Raw genomic sequence first — 18960 nt, forward strand, 5'->3', positions numbered from 1 at the left:
CGCCCGGCGGGTCAGCGTGCCCCGACGCGCAGCACCTCGCCGAGCCGCTCCCGGCGGCGCACGGCCTGCTCCACGGCCACGGCGACGGCGAGGGCGGCACCCAGCGCGACCGCGGCGAGCAGCACCGGCCACGCCACCAGGCTCACCGGGACCTCGCCGGGACTGCCCGTCACCCACGACAGCCCGAGCGTCCGGGCGATGAGCGGTGGCAGCGCCAGCCCGATGACCGTGCCGCCGACGAACCCGCCGAGCACGAGCGGAGCCAGCTCGCCGAGCGTCGCCCACCGGGCGGTCCGCGCGTCCAGGCCCAGCGTGCGCAGCGTCGACAACGTGCGCCCGCGTTCCCCCGACGTCGCGACCACCACGAGCGCGAGCGCGACCACGGCGAGGCCGGACAGCGCGGCGACCGCGACGACCAGCAGCGTCATGAGGGCCGACGGGAGCGGCGCCCGCGACCAGTCGCGCCACCACCCGTCCGCCGAGGTCACCGTCACGTCGGGCAGCTGGGCGAACCCCAGGCCGGCGACGGCCTGCTCGGCCGCGGGGCCGGCGACCCAGACCCGCGTCGTCCCGGGCAGCCGGTCCGACACGGCGGCCAGCGCGCCGGAGTCGATCACGACGACGCCGTCGTCGCCGGTGCGCGTGGCGTGGGCGGCGCGCGCGTCGACGGGTGGGGCGCCGTTGTCGGCCAGGATCGTCGTCGCGCCGCGCACGTCGACGTCGACCCGGCCGGAGATGACCTGCAGCTCGGTGCCCCCGGTGACGTCCACCCGGTCCAGCAGCCCGGCGTCCGCGAGCGCGGGCAGGCGACCGTCGGAGGCCTCGCCCAGCGTCGTCAGGCCCGCGTCGACGGGCAGGCCACGGGCCGCGCGCACCTCGGCGAGGGCGGCGGCGTCGACGACCACGACCGTGGCCCTGGGTTCCGACCCGGGGCCGAAGACGCGTCCGCCGATCTGGGCGCCGGTGGCGACCGCGGTCACGCCGTCGGCGGTGGTGAGCCGGGCGATCGCGGCGCGCGCGGCGTCGGAGTCCAGGGCGCCGTCGATCCGCACGTCCGCGGCCACGAGCTGGTCCGCGGCGGCCCGCTGGCCGTCCCGCACGCTCTGCACCAGCACCCCGCTCAGGACGACGAGCGCCACGGCGACGGTGACGGTCAGCAGCGGCAGCAGGGCCGTCGCGGCACGGTGCGCCCGGCTCACGGCGAGCGGTGCGGCCAGCCCGCGCGACCTCATCGCCCACCGCGCCGCCGCCTGCACCGCCGCGGGCGCCGCCCGCGCGACGAGCAGCGCCGCGGCGGCCGCGAGGAGCACGGGGGCGGCAGCGAGCAACGGGTCCGCCTGCGTGGACGCCTGCGGGACGATCCCGCGACCGCGCAGGGCGAGCACGGCGGCCACGGCCACCACGGTCACACCCACCTCGACGACCAGCCGGCGGGCACGACGCAGACCGGCGAGGCGTGCCCGCTCGCGGCGGTCCGCGGGTGTGCGGCGCCCCGTCCACGCGCCGCGTGCCGCCCGGACGGCCAGGACCGCGGGCGCCACCACGGCGACCAGGGCCACCGCCGCCGCGGTCCAGGCCGGGCCCGTGGTGCCGGGCAGCCACCACGCGACGGCACCACCGGCGACGAGGGCCGCCAGCAGGGCCGTGGGCAGGGACTCCAGCAGGCTGCGGGTGGCGACGGACGCGAGCGACGCACCGCGCGCGCGGTCCGCGGCCAGGTGCGTGCGCCGGCGCTCCACCAGCAGACCGGCCGCGAGCACGAGGCAGCACGCGGCCGTCGCGCCGACCCCCGTCACGACGAGCGTGGCCTGCGCGAGGACGGCCGCGAGGTGCGCGTCGAACGCGTCGACCACCCGGGGCAGGCCGCTGGTCACGGCAGCCTCCCGGGACGCCACCGTCTGGATCGAGCGGCGCAGCCGGTGCGCGTCGTCGACCGTGAGCCCGTCGGTGTCCACGGGGGCGACGGCCGAGCCGCCGAGCTGCGAGCCGCCGACGACGGCGACCATGTCCCACCGCACCGCGGGCGGCACGTACAGGCCGACGGGGTCCCTCTCGTCGGGGGGCACCGCGAGCAGCTCGGGGACGGTCGACCAGCGGACGTCGGCGGCGTCCACGGCCTCGTAGAGCCCGGTGACCCGCGCCTCCACGGTCTCGCCGCGCTTGACCAGGAGGACGGTGACCGGCCCGTCGGCGAGCTCCACGCCGAGCTCGTCCGCGGACGCCACGCTCAGCCCCACCTCGATCGCACGGGGCCCCAGGTCCGTCTGGGTCGCGGCCGGCAGCACGTCGTCGGGGGAGACGGGCTCCGGGTCGGGCACCTGGGTGGCCGGCTCACGCCCGGCGGTCCACCGCACCGGCGGCGCCGGGTCGGACGGCGTCTCGATCGTGAGGAGCCGGGCGGGGAACCGCTCGGCGCCGAGGCGGGCGGCGAAGGGCTGCGACGTCGACACCGCGGTCGCCGGGTGCAGGTCCTCGAAGGTGTCGTCGAGCATCACGGCGGCCTCGACGGGGAAGGCGAACGGGTCCTCCGGCGGCGGGTACACGAACTCCGCCACGGCGACCGGTGCGACGACGTCCGCCTCGGCGCCCGCGTGGGTGACGGCCTCGCGCAGTGCGTCGTCGGCCGTGCGGGCCAGCAGGCGCGGGACGGCGAGCAGCGCCAGCAGCGTCGCGGTCAGCAGGATCGCGGTGCCGACGACCAGGCCCGCGTCCTGGCGGGCACGGCGCCGGGTGACGAGCACCGCGTCCCCGGTCGTCGCCCGCAGGCGGGTGGCGGTGCCGCTCACTGCGCGTCCCCCATCCGCAGCGCGGCGCCGGACGCACGACGCAGGCCCAGGCCGACGACCGCCGTGACGACCGCGCACGCCGCGACGACGAGACCGGTGGTCCGGACCGCCTGGCCGCCCCAGGCCCACACCAGGCGGGGGTCGGGCGAGGGTGGGCGGCCGTCGGGCGACAGGGTCAGCAGCGGCGCCACCACCGCCGACAACCCGTAGCCGGCGAGCAGACCGACGGCGGCGGCGAGCACGACGAGCAGCGTGGTCTCCACCACCAGCCCGCCCACGAGGCCGTGCCGTGACGCACCGAGGGCCTGGAGGCGGGCCAGCTCGAGCCGTCGCGCCCGCAGCGCGGCTGCCGCCACCGTCCCGACCCCGATCAGCACGAGCACCACGGCGGCGGTCGTGAGCAGGGACAGTGCGGCGGGCACCGCGGCCGAGACGGGTCCGGCGACCGCGGTGGCGCGTCGTTGGGCGCGCGACGTCAGCTCCGCGTCCGTCCCCGCGAACCCGTCCGCCACGGCCGCGACGGCGGGCTCGGGCCCGGTCACCCAGAAGACGTCCGCGAGCCCCGGTTGCCCGCCGGTGTCCAGCACGCTCCACGCCAGGACGCGGTGGTCCACGAGCAGGGCCGGGCGGCCCGGTGCCCCCGGCAGGTCGTCGACGACGCGCTGCACCACGACGTCCACCGGCGTGCCCGTCACGCGCAGGGACAGGAGGCCGCCCTCCCGGACGTCGACGTCCTGCAGCAGGGCCCTGCTGACGACGGCGGGCACCGGCGTCGTCGGCCTGCCGACGCTCGCGACGAGGCTCGCCTGGGTCATCCCACGGCCGTCACCGAGCACGGAGCCCGTGAGCTCGAGCACGCGCTCGGGATCGCCCGGGGTGAGGCCGCCCGCGACGTCGAGCGCCGAGCTCCGCGGCGCCTGGTGGACGGTCCCGGACCAGCCGTCGCCGTCGACCGTCATCGCCGGCCCGGGCGTGTCGGCGGCCGTGTCGAGGTGGGTGACGCCGGCCGACCGGGGGACACCGTGCAGGCCGTGCAGCGTCAGCCGGACGTCCAGCTGACGGACGCTGCCGCGGATCGGTGCGGCGGCGTCGAGGTCCGGCAGCTCCTCGGGTGCGACGAACGCCCCGACGGCGACGAGCCGCAGGTGGTCCGACCGCGGCACCTGCGCGGCGACCTGGACGCGCTCACCCAGCCGGACGGTGCGCGGGGCGAGCTGGACCACGACGCCGCGGTCGTCCTCCACCACCAGGTGCACCAGGCCCGAGCCGCCCCCGGTGACCGGGTCCGTCGTGACCGTGACGTCGGCGACGAGCCACTGCGTGTCCGGGGGCACCTCGGCGGCGGTTCCGGTCGGCGGGGGCAGGGTGCCGAGGCCCTCGAGCAGGTCGGCGGGCTCGGTGCCCGTGCGCCCGCGGACGTCCTGCGGCCGTGAGGTGTCGACCGCCAGCAGCCGCGCCGAGACACCGCCGTTGCCGTCCCGGGGACCCACGTCGACGCGGCGGTCGACCACCGGCTGGGCGTGGACCGTCGGGTGGTCCGCGGTGGCCGCGGCCACCGCCCCGGACGCGGTCAGCGGGGCGTCGGGGAAGCCTCCGACACGCAGGTCGGTCCCGAGGGCGAGGTCGACCTGCTCGAGCTGGGAGGTCCGCCACGTCGCCCCGAACGCGGCCGAGAACGACCCGGCGGCCACCGCGACGACCACCAGCAGGACGGTCCCCGACGCGACGGCGGGGCGCCGGGCGACCTGCCAGGCCGCGTACGGCGCGACGAACGAGCGCGCGCCCGCGGCGAGGGCGTCGGCCCCCCGCCCGACGGGTGCCACCAGGCGCAGCGCGACCGTGGCGACCGCGAGGACGACGAGCGCGGGACCGGCGACCAGGACGACGTCGACGTACGGGCCACCGGTGCCGCGGACCACGGGGGAGCCGTACGTCACCAGCTGGGCCAGTGCGACGGCGGCGATCCCGAGCAGCACCACGTCGGCCCCCGCGCGCAGCAGACCCGCGTGCGCGGTCCCCGTGCTGGACCCGGCGGTGTGCCAGGCCGGGACGCACAGCGCCACCGCGAGGACGCCGGCCATCGCGGCGCACGCGAGCAGGACGGGGGCGGGGACGCCGGGTCCCACCTGGTAGCCGGCCGCCGTCAGGTCGCCCGACCGCACGAGTGCGCCCAGGGCCGCCTGGGCGGCCCACGGCGCGACGAGCCAGGTGAGCGCGGCCAGACCCAGTGCCTCCAGCACGACGGCCGACCGCAGCTGGCGCGGCGAGGCGCCGCGCGCCGCGAGCAACTCGTTCTCGGTGGTCCGGCGCTCGGCCAGCAGCCGCGCCGCCAGGAGCATGACGGTCGTCGCGAGCGTCGCCAGCAGGAGGCCCGTCGTCACCACGCCGGCGCGCGCGACGGCGACCTGCCACCCGATGGCGTCGACCGTGTCGTCCAGCGCGGTGGTCAGCCGGCCGCGTGCCTCCGGCCGGATCGCCTCGGCCAGGAGGACGGGGCCGTCGACGACCCGCTCGCGCAGCCCGGCGACCGCGTCGCGCGAGGCCTCGCCCAGCCGCGGCTCGGCGAGCAGGTAGGCCGTGTCGACGGTCCCCGCACCGTCGAGTGCCGACGGGTCGACCAGGAACGGCCCCCAGGCCACGGTCGTCCGGAACCCCGCACTGCCCGGCACGTTCCGGGCGGGGTCCATGCCGGCGCCGCGCAGCGGGTCGCGCGCCCACCCCGCGCTCGGTCCGATCGCCTCGTACGTGCCGACGACCGTCCAGGCGGCCTCCTGCCGGGTGTCCCAGACCTTGGCGTCGATCCGCGCACCGACCCCCCACCCGTTCGACGTCGCCGCGATCACCGGGACGGCGACCTCGACGGTGCCGTCCGGGGCGGTCGTCGCGTGCGGCCACCGGCCGTCGACCAGCCGCGCGGTGCCCTCCGCGCGCGGCAGCGTGGCGAGGTAGGCCATGTGCGCCTGGACGCCGTCCGGTCGCGGCACGGCGTGCCACGGGCCGACGAGCGCCGTCGTGACGTCCGTCGGGACGTCCCCCGTGATCTCCGCCATGCCGGCGCGGGCCTTGGTGAGGACCGTCTGCGTGTCCTTGCCGTCGACCCAGAGCGTGGCCTCGATCCGCACGTCGTCGGGGTCCAGGCCGCCCAGCGCGGTCCGGACGGCGTCGGTCTGGGCGAGGTGCAGCAGGCCCGCGAGCAGGCCGACGACGGTCGTCGCGGCGACGGCCACGGCCGTCACCATCAGGACGACCAGGGCCTGGTCCCGCAGCCGCCCGCCCACGACGCGCGTGCGCCAGCCCGCCCCGCCCCGCCCCGCTGCCCGCACCACCTGGCGCACCCGCCGCGCCCCGGTCAGCCGTCGACGAGCCGGCCGTCGGCCAGGTGCACGACCCGGTCCGCCAGCGCGACCATCACCGGGTCGTGGGTCGAGACGATCGCGGTCATGCCCTCGGCCTCCACGACGGCGCGGATCAGCGCCATCACCGCCCGGCCCGTCTCGGAGTCGAGCTGCCCGGTCGGCTCGTCGGCGATGAGCAGGCGCGGGGAGTTGGCCAGGGCGCGCGCGATGGCGACGCGCTGCTGCTGGCCGCCGGACAGCTGCCCGGGGCGCTGCTTGGCGTGCGGCCCGAGCCCGACCAGGTCCAGCAGCAGCTGGACCCGCGCCTCGCGCTCGTCGACCGGGGTGCGGCGCATCCGCAGGGGCACGCCGACGTTCTCGGCCGCCGTCAGCACCGGCACCAGGCCGAAGGTCTGGAACACGAAGGCGACCACGTCACGCCGCAGGGCGACCAGGCCGCGCTCGTCGAGGGTCGACACCTCCCGGCCCGCGACCTCGATGCGCCCGGCGTCGGGGCGGTCCAGGCCCCCGATGGTGTTGAGCAGGGTCGTCTTGCCGGACCCCGAGCGCCCGACGAGCGCGACGAGCTCACCCGGGGCGACCTCGAGCGACACGTCGCGCAGCGCGTGCACGGCGGCGTGGCCGGTGCCGAAGGTGCGGTCGACGTGCTCGACGCGCACGAGCGGCGCCTGCGCGCCCGGGGTGGTCCCCGCCGCGGCGGTGGTGGTGGCGGTCATCGGGCTCTCCGTCCGTGTCCGGGGTGGTCCTCGCCCTGCGTCGCGGTCGTCGGTGCGGCCGTCGGTGCGGCCGTCGGTGCGGCCGCGGGCGCGTCGTGCCCGGGGCGGACCGCGACGTGGGACTGCTCGAGCGTGAGCCGCACCCGGCCGACCAGCTCGAGCGTCTCGCGGTACTCCTGCGGCAGCTGCACGCGACCGGCGCGGTCCAGGACCGCGAACTCCTCGGCCACCTCGTGCTCGGTGCCGTCGTCCCGGGTCGCCGTGCGGCGCAGCACCTCCGAGCTCGTGCGGCCGTCGCGGATCGCGACCGTGCGCTGCACGTGGTCGCTGACCCCCGGGTCGTGCGTCACGACCACGACCGTGGTGCCCAGGTCGCGGTTGACGGCCCGCATCGCCTCCAGCACGTCCGCGGAGGTCGCGGTGTCGAGCTCACCGGTGGGCTCGTCGGCGAACAGGACGCGCGGGGCGTTGGCCAGGCCCACGGCGATCGCGACGCGCTGCTGCTCACCCCCGGACATCTGCCCCGGGCGGCGGTCCGCGCAGTACCCCACGCCGAGCACGTCCAGCAGGGCGTCGGCCTCGGTGCGCCGCTGCTTGCGCGGCCTGCCCGCCAGCGCCATGGGCAGGGCCACGTTCTCCGCCGCCGTCAGGTACGGCACGAGGTTGCGGGCCGTCTGCTGCCACACGAACCCGACCGTGGAGCGGCGGTACTCGACGCGCTCGCGGGCGGTCATCGTCATGAGGTCCCACTCGCCGACGCGCACGTTGCCGGCGGTCGGCACGTCGAGCCCGGACAGCACCGACAGCAGCGTCGACTTGCCGGAGCCGGACGCGCCGACGACGGCGATCATCTCGCCCTCGTCGACGAGCAGGTCCAGCCCCTGCAGGGCCTGCACCTCGATGCCCTCGGCCTGGTAGATGCGCACGAGCGACTCGCACACGATGAGCGACGTGCGCCCGAACGCCTCCGGGCGTGCCCGCGCACGTTCCTCCAGCGTCGCCAGGCTCGTCCGGGGTGCGTCCTGCTGCACCGTCGTCCCGTGGTCCATGGCCTGCTCCATCCTGGTCATCGTTCACCCACCCGCAGCACTTCCCCGAGCCGGTCCCGGCGGCGTACGGCCCGTTCGACGGCGACGGCCGCCACGAGCGCGACCAGCAGCGCGGCGACCGCCACGCCGATCGGCCACCACGTGACGTCGATCGTGGTCCCTCGCGGCTCGCCCGTCAGCCGACGCAGGCCGAGGGACCCGCCGATCAGGGCCGGCAGCCCCAGCCCGATCACGCAGCCGCCCAGCAGCCCGCCGAGCACCAGCGGCGCCAGCTCCCCGAGCGTCGCCCACCGGGCCGTCCGCCCGTCCAGCCCGAGGGTGCGCAGGGCGGACAGGGTCCGCCCCCGCTCCCGCGCGGTCGCCACGACCACGAGCACCAGGGCGAGCACGGACAGCCCGGCCAGCACGCCCGTCGCCGCGAGGAACGTGGCCGTCAGCGCCGAGGGCAGCGTCGACCGCGACCAGGCCTGGTACCAGCCGTCGCGGGTCGTCACGACCAGCCCCGACGAGGCGGGCGGGGCGATCTTCTCGGCCGCCACCGCGGCCACGGCGCCCGGGCCGGCGAGCCACACGCGGTCGACGCTCGCCTCCTGCGCCGCCACGTCGGCGAGCACCTGGCGGTCGACGACGACGATCCCGTCGTCCGGCCGGCCGAAGCGGACGGCCGCGCGCGTGTCCAGCGGCGGTGCGCCGGCGTCGGCCCTCAGCTCGGTGGCACCCCGCACGTCCAGCCGGATCGTGGCGTTGAGCGCCGTCATGACCTCCTCGGTGCCCTCCGTGCCGGCCTTCGCCAGCAGGTCCCCGCCCACGAGCGCGGGGACGGTGCCGGCGGGTCCCGGCTCCGCCAGCGCCGCCAGGCCGGCCACCTCGGGCAGACCCTGGGCGCGGCGCACCGCGTCGAGCTCGGCGGCGTCGACGACCACGAGCGTCGCCCGCAGGCCGGTCCGCTCGCCGAACGCGCGCTTGCCCACCTGCGATCCCGTCGCGACGGTCGTGACGCCGGGTGCCTCCCGCAGCCGGTCGAGCAGCTCCGCGCCGCCGGCCGCGTCGAGCGCACCGTCGATCCGGACGGGTGCGCCGACGAGCTCGTCCGCCGCCAGCCGCTGCCCGGTCCGCACCGTCTGCACGACGGTGCCCGACAGGACGACGAGGGCCACGGCGACCGTGACGGTGAGCAGGGGGACGACCGCGCTGGTGGCGCCGTGCGCGCGGGCGACCGCGAGCGGCGCCGCGAGACCACGGGACCGCCCTGCCCAGCGGGCCGCCGCGCGGACCACGGCGGGGGACACCCGGACGACCACCAGGGCCGCGGCGGACGCCAGGAGCACGGGCGCGGCGGCGAGCAGCGGGTCGATCTCGCCGGACTCGAGCGGGACGACGCCGCGGCCGGTCACGGCGATCAGGGCCGCCACCGCGAGGGTCACGACCACGCCCTCGACGACGAGCCGCCGCGCCCCGCGGCGCGCCTGCTGCGCGGCGCGGTCCCGACGGTCGGCCGGGACGCGGCGACCGTTCGCGGCCTGCGCCGCGGTGCGTGCCGCGAGCACGGCCGGTGCGCCGGCGGCCACGAGGGCGACGGCCACCGCGAGCAGGGCCGAGCCCCGCTGGTCGGGCAGCCAGACCAGGACCGCGGCGGTCGCGAGCACGCCGGCGAGCAGGACGACGGGGACCGACTCGACGAGTGCGCGGACCGCGACGGACGCGATCGACGCGCCACGGGCGCGCTCGGCCGCGAAGTACGTGCGGCGGCGCTCCGTGAGGAGCGACGCGGTGAGCACGAGGCACAGGGCAGCGGTGGTGGCCACGCCGGCGAGCACCAGGGAGACCTGCGCCCGCGCTGCGGCCATGCCGGCGTCGAACGCCTCGACGACCCCCGGCAGGCCGGTCTGGAGGCGTCCGGTGGTGGCCGAGGTCCGCAGGACGTCGGTGACCAGCGCGTGCGCGTCGTCGACCGTCATCCCGTCGGTGCGCACGGCGGCACGCGCCGCGCTGCGGACCGCGCGCTCGCCCACCACCCCGACCATGTCGGGGACGGCCTCGAACGGCACGTACACCGAGACCCGCATCTCGACCGGCGCGCCGGGTGCCGAGGTCAGGGCCCCGAGGAGCCCGGGGTGGTCCGCCCAGACCGGGGACGTCGGGTCGACGGGCTCGTAGAGGCCCGTCACCACGACGTGGTCGTAGCCGCCGGGCTCGTCACGGCGCATCGTCATCGGACCGTCGGCCAGCGTGATGCCCAGCGCGGCCGCGGCCGCCGTGCTGAGGCCGACCTGCACGGTGAGCGGGTCCGCCGCCTCCGCGCCGCTCGGGTCGTCCGCGTCGTCCGCCTCGTCCGCCTCGTCCGGCTGGTCGGGGACGGCGGCGGGGGCGGTGCCGACCACCCAGCGCACCGGGTCCGTCCCGGCCCCCGGGGTGGCGACGTGCACGAGGTCCGCGGCGAACGACCCCGTGGGCGTCCGCATGACGGTGTACGCGGAGGAGATCGTCACCACCGGGGGGTGCGTGACGTCCCCGAACTGGTAGCGCAGCCACCCCGCCGACTCGTAGCTGAGGGTCACCGGGTCCTTCGGTCCCTCCCCGTACGGGTCGGGCATGGCACGCGCCAGCAGGTCGGCGTCGTCGCCGGCCGCGACGATGCTCTCCTGCACCGCCCGGTCCGCCGTGCGCTCCAGCAGGCGGGGGACCGCCAACGTCATGATGAGGGAGGCGAGCAGCAGGACCGCGCTGCCGATCAGCAACCCCTTGTCCTGCGCGGCCCGCCGCCGCGTGACCAGCAGGGCGTCGCCGGTCGTGGCCCGGGCGCGTGCGGCGGTGGTGGTCGTGCTCATCGGTCGTCCCCCAGCCGCAGGAGCGCCCCCGAGGCGCGTCGGACCAGCGCCGCGGCGAGCACGGCGACGACCGCGCAGGCGGCGGCAGCCAGCCCGGTCGTCAGGGCGAGCGACGCCCCCGGGTCCCACGCGAGCACCGGGGCCGGCACCGGTCGGCGGCCGTCCGTGGACACCGTGAGGATGGGGGCGACGACGCGGGCCAGGCCGTACCCGATGGCCGCGCCGGCGACGGCACCGAGCGCGACCAGCAGCGCGTGCTCGCCGACGAGCCCGGCCACGAGCGAGCGCCGCCCTGCGCCGAGAGCCTGCAGCCTCGCCAGCTCCAGGCGCCGCGACCGCACGGCCGCGGCGGTGCTGGCGCCGAGGCCCACGAGCACGAGCACGAGGGTGGCGCCGGTGACCAGCGACAACGCGGCGGGCACGGCGACACGCAGGGGCCCGGCGACCGCCGCCTCCCGCTCGGTGACGCGCACCGTGGCGGTCGCCCCGGTCGAGCGGGCGATCTCCGCGGCGAGCGCGGGCGCGGCCTCGTCCGACGCCGTGAGCCACCAGGCGTCCACGAGCGGGTCCGTCCCGCCGGCCTCGGTGACCGCACGGGCGAGCGCTGTGCGGTCGGCCAGCAGGGCGGGTCCCCGGGGTGTCCCCGGCAGGTGCGGCGTGACCTCCTGCACCTCGGCGCTGATCTGCGCACCGCCGGCGCGCAGGACGAGGACGGCGCCCTTGCCCGAGGCGGCGCGCTCGGCCAACGACGAGGTGACGACGACGGGCAGCGTCGGGGAGGAGGGCCACGCGTGGGCCACGAGCACGCCGTTGCCGTTGGTCAGGCTCACCACGTCGAACGCGCCGTCGACCACGAGCGCGTTCGCCGGGTGGGACGAGGGGGCGGGCACGGCGGCGGCCTCCCCGGTCCCGACGTCCCGGCGGGTCCCGTCGGTGGTCGCCGACCCCTGCCACCCCGACGCGGTCATCTCCACGGCGGTGCCGTCGGTCCCGGAGGCCGTGAGCGCCTCGCTGTCCGACCCCGCACCGACCGTGCGGTCGACCACCCGCACGTCGTGCAGCGCCACGCCGATCCGGCCCAGCCGGCCCTGTCCCTGCGCCCCCTGCGGCACCTCGGCCGGTACCGCCTGCAGACCGACGACGCCCCGCAGCGCGACCAGCCGCAGCGGTCCGCGCGACCGCGGGACCTCGAGCACCAGCAGCGACGGCGAGCCGAGCGACAGCTCCGGTGCGCTCAGCCACGCGCGGACCCCGGCCTCGTCCTCGACGGCGAGCTGCAGGTCGAGGCGGCCCTCGGCGTACGGCGACGTGCCGGGCGTCACGGTCGCGACGATCCACTGGGGGTCGCCCGGCAGCGGCAGGCCGGCCGCGTCCGGCCCCGTGGTCCCGCCCAGCCCGTCGACGAGCGTCGCCCACGACGGGTCCGACCGGCCGCGCAGCGCACCGGGATCGGTGGTGTCGGCCGCGACCAGGCGGGCCTCGATCGAGGCGGTGCCCCGGTCGGGCCCGAGGTTGCGCCCGAGGTTCGCGGTCCGGTCGACCACGGGCTGCAGCCGGGTGCCCGGGGGTGCGTCCGCCAGCACGGCGCGCACGTCCGCCGACCCCGTCAGCCGCTCGGGCGGCTGCCCGTCGATGCGGGCGTCGGTGCCGAGCGCCAGGTCGACCTGCTCCAGCTGGGACTCGCGCCAGGTCGCCTGGAAGGCCTGGGAGAAGGTCGCGGCGCCGACGGCGAGGACGACGACGAGCGTGGTCCCCGTGGCGGCGGCCGTCCGGCGCGACACCTGCCACGCCGCGAGCGGTGCGACCAGCGACCGGCTGCGGCGGGCGAGCACGTCCGCCCCGCGGGCCACGGGCCCCACCAGCCGCAGCGCGAGCACGGCCGCGGCGAGCGCGACCAGCGCGGGGCCGGCCACGAGCACCGGGTCCAGCCGGACGCCGGACGCCCCCTGGGTCAGCGGGGCGCCGTAGTCGACGAGCTGCCACAGGACGACCCCGGCGACCGCGACGAGCCCGAGGTCGGCACCCGTGCGCACCAGCGCGGCGTGCGGCGCGGCGCTCGACGAGCCGCTGACGTGCCACGCGGGCACGACGAGCGCGACGGCCAGCACGACCGCGACGGCGCCGCACGCGATCCAGACGGAGGTGGGGACACCGGGCGGCGTCCGCAGGCCGGCCGCCCCGAGCCCGCTGCGGTCGGCGAGGACGTCGAACACGGCGCGTGCCGCCACCGGGGACACGGCCGCGGTGAGGGCCGCGACCAGGGCGGCCTCGGCCACCGCGAGCGAGCGCAGCTGGCGCGGCGCCCCGCCCCGTGCCGCCAGCAGCGCGCCCTCACCGGCGCGGCGCTCGCTGAGCAGCCGCGCGGTGAGCAGCATCACCGTGGTCGCGAGCACGACCAGCAGGAGCCCGACGACGATGACGCCGATGCGGGTCACGGCCAGCTCCCGCGCGGCGGCGTCGATGGTGGTGCCGAGGTCCGTGCGCACGATGCCGCTCACCCCGGCCTCCTTCAGCGCGGCCGACAGGCGCGCCTGGGTGGTCTCCAGCGCGGTCCGCACGTCGGTCAGGGCGCCAGGGGTGAGGTCGGTGACGGTCGGGGTGAACAGGACGTTCGCGGTCTCCGTGGTGCCCGCGCCGAGCAGGGTCTCGGGCGCCACGACCACCGGGCCCCAGGCGTCGGCCGTCAGCCGCCCCCCGCTCCCGGGGACGGGGAACGCGGCGTCGTGCCCTGTGCCGCCCAGCAGGTCGCGCGACCACTGCAGGCTGCCGCCCGTGAGCACGTGGGTCCCCACGACGACCCAGGTGTCGGTGGTCTGGCCCCCCAGCGTGCGCACCGGGATCTCGGTGCCCGTCGACCAGCCGTAGCGCTTCGCGGCGACGTCGGGCACGTTGACCGGGGTGCGGCCCGCGTCGTCCCGGGCGCGCTCCGGCCAGGACCCGGACAGCAGCTCCGCGTGCTCGGGCACGGCCGGTGTGCTCGCGGGGTACGCCATCGGCGCGGTGCCGCCGCCGGGGTCGCGGGGCAGCATCCACAGGCGGCCCGTGAGCCAGGTCGTCTGCTCGGTCGGGACGCCGCCCAGGGTGTCGCCGATCACGGTCGAGGCGGCGTCGACGGCGGCCCGGACGTCGCGGTTCGACAGGCGGATCTTCGTCTCGAGCGTCAGCTCGGAGTCCGGCACGCGGGCGAGGGCGGCGTCCACCGCGCCGTCGCCCGTCGCGTGCAGCAGGTACGCGAACGTCCCGAGCAGCGTGGTGGCCACGAACGTGACCAGCGTGACCGTCGCCAGGACGGTGGCCTGGTCGCGCAGGCGTCCCAGGAGGACCTGCGACCGCCAGCCCATAGCGCCCACCTCTCGTCCGCGCCGTCGTCGTCGCGCGACCGCAGGGCGATGCTAGGCGAGATGAAAGCGCAGGTGGGGGGTGCTCCGACACTCTTTCGGGTGACAGGAAAGGTTGGGTCGGCAGGCGGGTCAATTCCGTGGCGTGCGGGGCGTCCCGGGCCCTCCCGGGCTGCCGGACGCCCCGCACGCCCGGCGGGTCAGGCCCGCGGCGGCCGGGTCATCGCGAGCACGTCCAGCGCCGCGTCGAGCTGCTCGAGCGTGAGGTCGCCGCGCTCGACGAAGCCCAGGTCGAGGGTCGCCTGGCGGATCGTCACGCCCGCCTTCACGGCGTGCTTGGCGATCTTCGCGGCGTTCTCGTAGCCGATGGCGCGGTTCAGCGGGGTCACGATCGACGGGGACGACTCCGCCAGCTCGCGCGCGCGGTCGACGTTGGGCGTCGTGCCGGCCACGGTGCGGTCGGCCAGCACGCGCGACGCGTTGGCGAGGAGCCGGACCGACTCCAGGACGGCCGAGGCGATGACCGGGATCTGCACGTTGAGCTCGAAGGTGCCGCTGGCACCGGCCCACGCGACCGTCGCGTCGTTGCCCACGACCCGCGAGCAGACCATGAGGACGGCCTCGGGGACGACCGGGTTGACCTTGCCGGGCATGATCGACGACCCGGGCTGCAGGTCGGGCAGCGCGATCTCCGCCAGGCCCGTGTTCGGGCCCGAGCCCATCCAGCGCAGGTCGTTGCAGATCTTGGTCAGGCTGACCGCGATGGTCCGCAGCGCACCGGACAGCTCGACGAGCCCGTCGCGCGAGGACTGTGCCTCGAAGTGGTCGCGCGCCTCGGTCAGGGGCAGGCCCGTGTCCTCGACGAGCAGCGCGATCACCCGCTGCGGGAAGCCGGCGGGCGTGTTGATGCCGGTGCCGACGGCCGTGCCGCCCAGCGGGACCTCCGCGGCGCGCGGCAGCGCCGCCTGCAGGCGCTCGACGCCGTAGCGCACCGCTGCGGCGTACCCGCCGAACTCCTGGCCCAGCGTCACCGGGGTCGCGTCCATGAGGTGGGTGCGGCCCGACTTCACGACCTGCGCCCAGGCGGTCGCCTTCTCCTCCAGCGCGCCGGCGAGGTGCTCGAGCGCGGGCACGAGGTCGCGCACGACGCCCGCGGTGGCGGCGACGTGCACGGAGGTGGGGAAGACGTCGTTCGACGACTGCGACGCGTTGACGTGGTCGTTCGGGTGCACGTCGCGGCCCAGCAGGCGCGTCGCGAGCGTGGCCAGGACCTCGTTGGTGTTCATGTTCGAGCTGGTGCCCGAGCCGGTCTGGTAGACGTCGACCGGGAAGTGGGCGTCGTGGACCCCCGACGCGACCTCGTCCGCGGCGGTGGCGATCGCCTCGGCGACGTCCTGGGGGAGCACACCCAGCTCGGCGTTGGCGCGGGCGGCCGCCTTCTTCACGCGGGCCAGCGCCTCGATGTGGCCCCGCTCCAGGGTGCTCCCGGAGATCGGGAAGTTCTCCACCGCGCGCTGGGTCTGCGCGCGGTACAGCGCGTGGGCGGGCACGCGGACCTCGCCCATCGTGTCGTGCTCGATGCGGTACGCGGGCTGGGCGTCGGCGGCCGCGACGTCGGGACCGTTCGTGTCAGTCATGGCGCTCATCCTTCCACCGTCGCGGGGTGCTCCGCGGGGGTGGCACGCGGGAGTCCGGTGCGCCGCGGCCGCGCTCCGGTGGCGGAACCCTGCAGGTCGTAGTCGGATGTCCTCGTCCGGCCATCCCGATGGAGCGAGAGGTCAGGTTCCCTGTGCGACGTCCCACCGCCCTCCTCGCGCTGGCGCTCGTGGCACCCCTGGCCGCGTGCGCGTCGGCCGAGTCGGGCCCGCCCACCATCGCGTGGTACGTCAACCCCGACTCCGGGGGGAGTGCCCGCATCGCCGAGCAGTGCACCGAGGAGTCGGACGGCGCGTACGTCCTGACGACCACCCTGCAGCCCCGCGACGCCCCGGGTCAGCGCGAGCAGCTCGTGCGCCGGCTGGCGGCCGGTGACACGTCGATCGACCTCATGAGCATCGACCCCCCGTTCATCCCCGAGTTCGCCAACGCCGGGTTCCTCGCGCCGGTGCCGGACGAGGTCGCCGAGGTCGTGACGCAGGACGTCGCGGAGGGTGCCGTCGAGGGCGCCTCGTTCGGCGGCGAGCTCGTGACCGTGCCGTTCTGGGCGAACACGCAGCTGCTCTGGTACCGCAAGTCGGTCGCGGAGGCGGCCGGCCTCGACATGTCGCAGCCCGTCACCTGGGAGCAGATCATCCAGGCGGCGGCGGACCAGGGCGTGACCGTGGCGGTGCAGGGCACGCGCGCCGAGTCGCTGACCGTGTGGGTCAACGCCCTCGTGACGTCCGCGGGCGGCGAGATCCTGCAGAACCCCGACGAGGAGGACCCGCAGGCGGTGGTCCCGGACCTCGACACCGACGCCGGCCGCACGGCCGCGCAGATCATCGCGGACCTCAGCGCCGCGGGCGTCGGCGGGCCGCAGCTCTCCAACGCGGACGAGGACATCAACGCCTCGATGTTCGAGGGGGACTCCGCGGGCTTCATGGTCAACTGGCCGTTCGTGTGGCAGCGCGCCAAGTCGGCCGTCGAGGCGGGCACGCTCGACCAGGCGGTGCTGGACGACTACGGGTGGGCGATGTACCCGCAGTCGGTCGCCGGCGAGCCGGCCCGGCCGCCGTACGGCGGGGTGAACCTGGGCGTCAGCGCGTTCAGCGAGCACCCGGACCTGGCGTTCCAGGCGGCGCAGTGCATCGTCGACCCGCAGAAGCAGGCCGAGTTCTACCTGTCCGACGGCAACCCGCCCGGCTCGCTCGTCGCGTTCGACGAACCGGAGGTGCAGGAGGCCTTCCCCATGGCCGACCTCATCAAGGAGTCGTTGCAGAACGCGGCCCCGCGCCCGCAGACGCCGTTCTACAACGAGGTCTCCACGAGCCTGCAGCGCACCTGGCACCCGCCGCGGTCGGTCTCGCCCGACAGCAGCCCGAGCCGCGCCGAGGACCTCATCGTCGACGTCCTGCAGGGGAGGGCACTGCTGTGAGCGCCGCGACCACCGGCATCCCCGCGGCCACCACCGCGGGCGCCGCCGCCCCCACCGACCGTCCCCGCCGCCCGCGCCGCTCGGACCGTGGCCGCCAGGAGGCCCGCCTCGGGCTCCTGCTGTGCGCGCCGGCCGTGCTGGTGCTCGTCGCCGTGGTGGGGTACCCGATCCTGCAGGCCGTCTGGGACTCCCTGTACAGCTACAAGCTCACCAACCCCGACGCACGCCGGTTCGTGGGCCTGGAGAACTACGCGCTCATCCTGTCCGACCCCATCTGGTGGCAGGCGCTGTGGGTGACGGTGCTCATCACGGTCGTCACCGTGGTCGTCGAGCTCGTCCTCGGGTTCGCGCTGGCGCTGGTGATGAACAACGCGCTGGGCTCGCTGCGGCCCGCCCTGCGCACCGCGATCCTCATCCCGTACGCGATCATCACGGTCGTCTCGGCGTTCGCGTTCCGGTTCATGTTCGACATCACCAGCGGCTTCGTGAACACCTGGCTGCCGTTCGTCCCCGACGACCTCGACTGGTTCGCGTCGTTCGGCACGGCGGTGACGGTCATCTCCATCTCGGAGATCTGGAAGACGACGCCGTTCATCTCGCTGCTGCTGCTCTCGGGCCTCGCGCAGGTCCCGGGCGAGCTGCAGGAGGCCGCGAAGGTCGACGGCGCCACCTGGTGGCAGCGCATGCGGCGCGTGACGATCCCCAACATGAAGGCCGCGATCATGGTCGCGCTGCTCTTCCGCACGCTCGACGCGTTCCGCATCTTCGACAACATCTTCATCATGACGAACGGCGCGGCCGGCACCGAGTCGGTGTCGTTCCTCGCCTACCGGCAGACCATCCAGCGCCTCGAGATCGGCATCGGCTCGGCCGTGTCCGTGCTGCTCACCGTCTGCGTCGCGCTGATCGCGCTGCTGTTCGTCAAGGGGTTCAAGGTCAACCTGGCGGCGTCGACGAGGGCGGGACGATGAGAACGCGGACGAAGGTGTGGTGGTGGGTCGGCGGGCTGCTGATCTTCGCGTACTGCCTGTTCCCGGTCGCCTGGATCGTGTCCCTGTCGCTCAAGGCGCCCTCGGACCTCGACAACGGGTCGTTCCTGCCGTCGGCGGTGTCGTGGCAGAACTACCAGCTCGTGCTCACCGGTGACGCGTCGGGCCTGTTCCTGCCGGCGCTGCGCAACTCGGTCGGCATCTGCCTGATCGCCACGGCGATCTCGGTCGTGCTCGCCGCGCTGTGCGCGTACGCGGTGGCGCGGCTCGACTTCCCCGGCAAGGCGCTGGTCCTGGGGCTGGCCCTCGGGGTGTCGATGTTCCCCGTGATCTCCATCGTCACGCCGCTGTTCAACATCTGGCGCACGATCGGGCTGTTCGACACCTGGGCCGGCCTGATCATCCCGTACCTGTCGATCACGCTGCCGCTGTCGATCTGGACCCTGTCCGCGTTCTTCCGGGAGATCCCCTGGGAGATGGAGCAGGCCGCACAGGTCGACGGCGCCACCACCGCGCAGGCGTTCCGCAAGGTCATCGTGCCCCTCGCCGGGCCGGGCGTCGCGACCACCGCGATCATCGCCTTCTTCCTCGCGTGGAACGACTTCGTCTACGGCATCTCCCTGACGTCAACCGAGCGCGCCCGGCCCGTGCCGGCGGCACTCGCGTTCTTCACCGGCGCCTCGCAGTTCGAGGAGCCGACGGGGGCCATCTCGGCCGCCGCCGTCATCGTCACCGTCCCCGTCGTCGTGCTGGTCCTGCTGTTCCAGCGCCAGATCGTCGCCGGGCTCACCCAGGGCGCCGTCAAGGGCTGACGGGCCGTCGCAG

10 protein-coding genes are annotated in these 18960 nt (G+C 76.4%); 3 read left to right on the top strand and 7 right to left on the bottom strand.

The features are described 5' to 3' along the window. Nucleotides 1–11 precede the first annotated feature (11 nt). The 7 genes from BMZ16_RS12675 to BMZ16_RS12705 form a co-directional block, all read right to left on the bottom strand. Nucleotides 12–2786: an FtsX-like permease family protein gene (locus BMZ16_RS12675; RefSeq protein ID WP_089800925.1), complete on the bottom strand. Its 2775-nt coding sequence runs from the start codon at nt 2784–2786 to the stop codon at nt 12–14. Further along, nucleotides 2783–6112: an FtsX-like permease family protein gene (locus BMZ16_RS12680; protein WP_143082830.1), complete on the bottom strand. Its 3330-nt coding sequence runs from the start codon at nt 6110–6112 to the stop codon at nt 2783–2785. Before BMZ16_RS12680 ends, BMZ16_RS12675 begins: the two co-directional genes overlap by 4 nt. 23 nt (nt 6113–6135) lie before the next feature. Then, nucleotides 6136–6858: an ABC transporter ATP-binding protein gene (locus BMZ16_RS12685; protein ID WP_089800929.1), complete on the bottom strand. Its 723-nt coding sequence runs from the start codon at nt 6856–6858 to the stop codon at nt 6136–6138. Then, nucleotides 6855–7919 (bottom strand): ABC transporter ATP-binding protein, encoded by a 1065-nt coding sequence (locus tag BMZ16_RS12690; RefSeq protein WP_255366634.1) that lies wholly within the window; start codon nt 7917–7919, stop codon nt 6855–6857. Before BMZ16_RS12690 ends, BMZ16_RS12685 begins: the two co-directional genes overlap by 4 nt. Before the next feature lie 5 nt (nt 7920–7924). Next, nucleotides 7925–10735 carry an FtsX-like permease family protein gene (locus tag BMZ16_RS12695; RefSeq protein ID WP_089800931.1) on the bottom strand — a complete coding sequence of 937 codons (2811 nt, stop codon included), beginning with the start codon at nt 10733–10735 and terminating at the stop codon, nt 7925–7927. Beyond that, on the bottom strand, nt 10732–14076 hold the full coding sequence (locus BMZ16_RS12700; protein ID WP_089800933.1) for an FtsX-like permease family protein: 3345 nt from the start codon (nt 14074–14076) through the stop codon (nt 10732–10734). The genes BMZ16_RS12695 and BMZ16_RS12700 overlap by 4 nt, the downstream gene beginning before the upstream one ends. 197 nt (nt 14077–14273) lie before the next feature. Then, the gene (locus tag BMZ16_RS12705; RefSeq protein WP_089800935.1) at nt 14274–15710 is read right to left on the bottom strand and encodes a class II fumarate hydratase; all 1437 of its coding nucleotides are present in this window, start codon (nt 15708–15710) and stop codon (nt 14274–14276) included. A gap of 152 nt (nt 15711–15862) precedes the next feature. Here BMZ16_RS12705 and BMZ16_RS12710 point away from each other — a divergent pair, with 152 nt between their 5' ends. The 3 genes from BMZ16_RS12710 to BMZ16_RS12720 are packed head-to-tail and all read left to right on the top strand — an operon-like array spanning nt 15863 to nt 18947. Continuing rightward, nucleotides 15863–17146 carry an extracellular solute-binding protein gene (locus BMZ16_RS12710; RefSeq protein WP_089800937.1) on the top strand — a complete coding sequence of 428 codons (1284 nt, stop codon included), beginning with the start codon at nt 15863–15865 and terminating at the stop codon, nt 17144–17146. Next, the gene (locus BMZ16_RS12715; RefSeq protein ID WP_089800939.1) at nt 17143–18117 is read left to right on the top strand and encodes a carbohydrate ABC transporter permease; all 975 of its coding nucleotides are present in this window, start codon (nt 17143–17145) and stop codon (nt 18115–18117) included. Before BMZ16_RS12710 ends, BMZ16_RS12715 begins: the two co-directional genes overlap by 4 nt. Continuing rightward, on the top strand, nt 18114–18947 hold the full coding sequence (locus BMZ16_RS12720; protein WP_089800941.1) for a carbohydrate ABC transporter permease: 834 nt from the start codon (nt 18114–18116) through the stop codon (nt 18945–18947). The genes BMZ16_RS12715 and BMZ16_RS12720 overlap by 4 nt, the downstream gene beginning before the upstream one ends. Nucleotides 18948–18960 lie beyond the last annotated feature (13 nt).

Source organism: Cellulomonas sp. KH9, from assembly GCF_900114185.1.
In the GTDB taxonomy this organism is placed as follows: Bacteria; Actinomycetota; Actinomycetes; order Actinomycetales; family Cellulomonadaceae; genus Cellulomonas.

Bases quoted from the DNA above. Each gene is read 5' to 3' on its own strand.
- BMZ16_RS12685 (WP_089800929.1), bottom strand. From the start codon at position 6,858: ATGACCGCCACCACCACCGCCGCGGCGGGGACCACCCCGGGCGCGCAG.
- BMZ16_RS12690 (WP_255366634.1), bottom strand. From the start codon at position 7,919: ATGGAGCAGGCCATGGACCACGGGACGACGGTGCAGCAGGACGCACCC.
- BMZ16_RS12695 (WP_089800931.1), bottom strand. From the start codon at position 10,735: ATGAGCACGACCACCACCGCCGCACGCGCCCGGGCCACGACCGGCGAC.
- BMZ16_RS12700 (WP_089800933.1), bottom strand. From the start codon at position 14,076: ATGGGCTGGCGGTCGCAGGTCCTCCTGGGACGCCTGCGCGACCAGGCC.
- BMZ16_RS12705 (WP_089800935.1), bottom strand. From the start codon at position 15,710: ATGACTGACACGAACGGTCCCGACGTCGCGGCCGCCGACGCCCAGCCC.
- BMZ16_RS12720 (WP_089800941.1), top strand. From the start codon at position 18,114: ATGAGAACGCGGACGAAGGTGTGGTGGTGGGTCGGCGGGCTGCTGATC.